This window comes from Pseudomonas sp. NMI760_13, assembly GCF_021283245.1.
In the GTDB taxonomy this organism is placed as follows: domain Bacteria; phylum Pseudomonadota; class Gammaproteobacteria; order Pseudomonadales; family Pseudomonadaceae; genus Aquipseudomonas; species Aquipseudomonas peradeniyensis.
In genome coordinates, this window is the sequence record NZ_JAJSRC010000065.1 from 1 (window position 1) to 4,041 (window position 4,041).

Here is a 4,041-nt window from a genome sequence, read left to right on the forward strand (position 1 = left end):
AGGTCCTTGCCGGCGAACAGCGTGCCCTTGCGGTTGAGCAGGTCGGCGAGCAGATCGAGGGTCAGGGCGCCCTGGGCCGCGAGGTTGCCGTCGTTGTTGTTCAGGCTCGCGGCGGTCAGGCCCAGGTCCTGGCGGGTGGCCACGCGACCGCCGTGGTTGTCGAGGGCGCCAGCGCTGATGACCAGCTTTTCACCGGCATCAATCAGGCCGCCCTCGTGGTTGTCCAGTGCCGCCGTGATGGTCAGTTGCTGGCCGCTGCCGCTGGACAGGATGCCCTTGGCGCTGTTGTCCAGGCTGTCGGCCTTGACGTCCAGGCGCTGCTGGGCGACCAGCGCGCCGCCGTCACTGTTGCGCAGGGCGCCGGCCACGGTCGCCTGCACGGCACCGGAGCGACTCGACAGCGTGCCTTGCTGGCGGTTGTCCAGGCTCTGGCCGGTAACGGTCAGCCCCTGCCAGCCCGAGACCAGGCCGTTGCGGTTGTCGATCGCGCCGCTGGTGATGGCCAGGGTCTGTTCGCTGATCAGCTTGCCGTCACGGTTGTCCAGTTCGCTGAGGTCCAGGCGCAGGGCCTGGGCGGTGGAGATCTCGCCGCCCTGGTTGGTGAGCTTGGCCAGGTTGGCGAGGGTCAGTGAGCCTGCGGTGGTGATCAGGCCGGCACCGTTGTCCAGGTCGGCGCCGAGCAGGTCCAGTGCAAGGCTGCTGCCGAGCAGTTTGCCGCCGTGGTTGTCCACGCCTTTGCTGGTGAGTGTGAGTGCGTCCTTGGCTTCGATGCGGCCACCGTCGCGGTTGCTCAGCACGCCGGCATGAACCTCCAGCGACTGGCCACCGATCAGGCCCTTGAGGTTGTCCAGGCGCTGGCTGACCCGCAGCAGCAGGCCCTGGTCACTGAGCAAGCGGCCGTTGCCGTTGTCCAGTTGCTCGGCGGCGACGGTGAACGCTTGCGCGCTGGAAATCTCGCCACCCTGGTTGGCCACGGTCTTGAGGTTGTTCAGCAGCAGCGACGGGGCGTTGATCAGGCCGCCACGGTTGTCCAGGTGGCCATGGCCCAGGTCGAGGTTCACCGAAGTGTCGCTGAACAGCTTGCCGCCCTGCTGGTCGAGGCCAGTAACCGTCGCGCTGAGTGCTTCGCGGCTGCCCACGCGGCCGCCGTCGCGGTTGTCCAGCTGGCCGGCGTGCAGGTCGAGGGTGCGGTTGCTGCTGACACTGCCCTGGCGGCTGTTGTCCAGGTGGCCGGTGGTAATGGCCAGCGCGCCCTTGCTGGCAATAACGCCCTTGTCGGTGTTTTCCAGGCTGGCGCTGGCCAGGGTGATGTCACCGTCGCTCAGCAACTCGCCACCCTTGTTGAGCAGCGCGCCTGCCGTGGTCAGCTTCAAGCTGCCGGCGCTATCCAGTTTGCCAGTGCTGTTGTCCAAGCTTTGCGCAGCCATCACCAGCTGGCCCTCGGCGCTGATCAGGCCGAGGCGGTTGAGCGCCGCGCCGGTCAAGGTCAGGGTCATGTCCCGCTGGCTGGTCAGGCGGCCACCGTCGTTGTCCAGGGTCAGACCGGTCAGGGTCAGGCCGGTCTGGGCCTCGATACGTGCCTTGTTGCGATTGAGCAGTGCCTGCAGTGCGAGGGTCATGCCCGTGCCGGCCACCAGCAGGCCGCCGTCGCTGTTGTCCAGCGAGGTGCCGGTGACCGCGACAGCGGCCTTGCCGGTGATCTCGCCGCCACGGTTGTCGATCCGATCGACGTCCAGGGTCAGGGCGCCGTTGCTGCCGAGCAGCCCTGACTCACGGTTGTCCAGCTCGCCACCCTTGATCCGCAACTGCTCCAGGCTGACCAGCGAACCCGCAGTGTTGAGCAGTGTGGCGGCCTCGATCTCGCCGCGGCCCTTGCCGGAGATCTTGCCCTTGCTGTTGTCCAGGGTCTTGGCGTCGAGCTTCAGCGAGGTGTCGCCTACCAATGTGCCCTGGCGATTGTCCAGGCGATCATCAATAGCCACGACCAGGCTGGAGCGGCTGCTGACTTCACCTTCGCGGTTGTCCAGGCTGGCGGCACGCAGGTCCAGGCCCTTGGCCGAGACCAGCCCCTTGGTATTGTCCAGTGCCTGGGCGATACGCACCGTCAACGCCTGGTCGCTGATCAGCTTGCCCTGGCGGTTGTCCAGCGTCGTGGTGACGAGGGTGAAACCTTGCGGGCTGGAAATCTCGCCCTTCTGGTTGTCGACGCTGCCGAGGTTATTCAGCACCAGTAGCGGAGCCTTGATCAGGCCATGGTTGACCAACGCGCCCTGGCCCAGGTCTAGGGTGATCGAGGCCTTGCTCAGCAGACGCCCGGCCTGCTGGTCGAAGCCCGTGGCGGTCAGCTGCATGGCGCCATCGCTGTCGATGCGGCTATCGCTGCCGGCATTGTTGACCTGGCCGGCCTTGATGGTCAGGCGGTCGTTGCCGACCACGTGCCCGCTGTCGCGGTTGTCCAGCGTGCCGGTGGCGATATCCATGGCCCCCTGGGCGCCGATCTCGCCGGCACGGTTGTCCAGGCTGGCGCTGCGCAGGTCGAGGGTGCCGTCGGCGGTGATCGAACCGCGCTGGTTGTCTACCTTGCCAGTGGTGGCCAGGATGAGCTTGCCGGCGCTGCTCAGCTCGGCGTCGCTGTTGTCGAGGCTGGCGGCGCCGATATCGAGGTCACCCTCGCTGGTCAGCAGCCCCTTGCCGTTGTCGAGCGCCTGACCCAAGCGCAGGCGTGCGCCCTGCTCGCCGGAAACACGCCCGTCGCGGTTGTCCAGGGTCTGGCCGTCGAGGGTCAGTTGGCCTTTGCCACGCAGCAGGCCCTGGGCCTGGTTGATGACTTCGACCACCGTCAGCGACAGGTCGGTTTCGGCCAGGACCTGGCCGCCGGTGTTGTCCAGGCGCTGGCCGGTCAGGCTCAACGCCTTGGCCGCGGACAGTTCACCACCACGGTTGTCGACGCTGTCCACGGTCAGGCGCATGCCCTGCCCGGCGCCCAGCACGGCGCCCTGGCGGTTGACCAGCGAATCACCCTTGAGGGTCAGCTTGCCGTCGGCGGACAGCTTGCCGCCGAGCTGTTCCAGGCGCGTGACCTGGCCATCGAGATCACCACCGCTGGTCAGGCTGCCACCGCTGTTGTCCAGGTGCGCAGCGACCAGATCCAGATTGCCCTTAGCGCCGAAGATGCCGAGCTGGTTGAGCAGTTCGGTGCCATCGAAGCGCACCCCGGCCTGGCCGCTGACCAGGCCCTGGTCACGGTTGTCGAGCTGGTCGAGGGTCAGCGTCATCGTGCCATCGCCCTCGATCTTGCCGCCGCGGTTGTCCCAGCGCTGGCCTTGCAGGGTCAGCAAGTCCTTGCCAACCAGTCGGCCGCCGCGGTTGTCCAGCTGGCCGGCCTCGATGTGCGTCGCGCCAGTACCACTGAGCAAGCCTTTGTCCTGGTTGTCGAGCACGCCGCTGACCTTGGCGGTCAGTGTGCCATCGCTGAGCAGCTTGCCCTGCTCGCGGTTGTCGAGGCTGGCGGCGCTCACCGTCAGCGCCGTACCCGAGGCCAGCACGCCTTTGCGGTTATCCAGAGCCTGGCCGACGGTCAGCGTCAGCGCCTGATCGGCACTGAGCCTGCCGCCACGGTTGTCGAGGCTGGCGGCGCGCAGCTGGCTGGCACCGGCGCTGGAGATCTCACCGTGCTGGTTGTCGATATCGGCGCCACTGACCAGCTCCAGGCCGGCACTGCTGGACACCACGCCACGCTGGTTGTTCAGCGTCAGGGCATGGATCTCCATGCCAGCACCAGAAACCACGCCATCGACATTGAGCAGCGCCTGGTCGAGATGCACGGTCAGCGCATCGAAGCTGGACAACTCACCGGCCTGGTTGTCGAGGTGCGCCCAGGTGGCGTTCAGTGCCCCTTGGCTGATGATCTGGCCACGGTCGCTGTTGAGCAGTTGCCCGCCGGTGAGGGTCATGCGCCCGTCCGCGACAACCTTGCCCTGCTGGCGGTTGTCCAGCGTTGCGGCGTTGATGTCGACATGGCGCCCGGCGCTGAGGCTGCCG

The 4,041-nt window shown here is 67.2% G+C and carries 1 pseudogene; it reads right to left on the bottom strand.

What is annotated here, in order from left to right:
* A pseudogene (locus LU671_RS29055) lies at positions 1–4,041 on the bottom strand (adhesin); the annotation flags it as partial.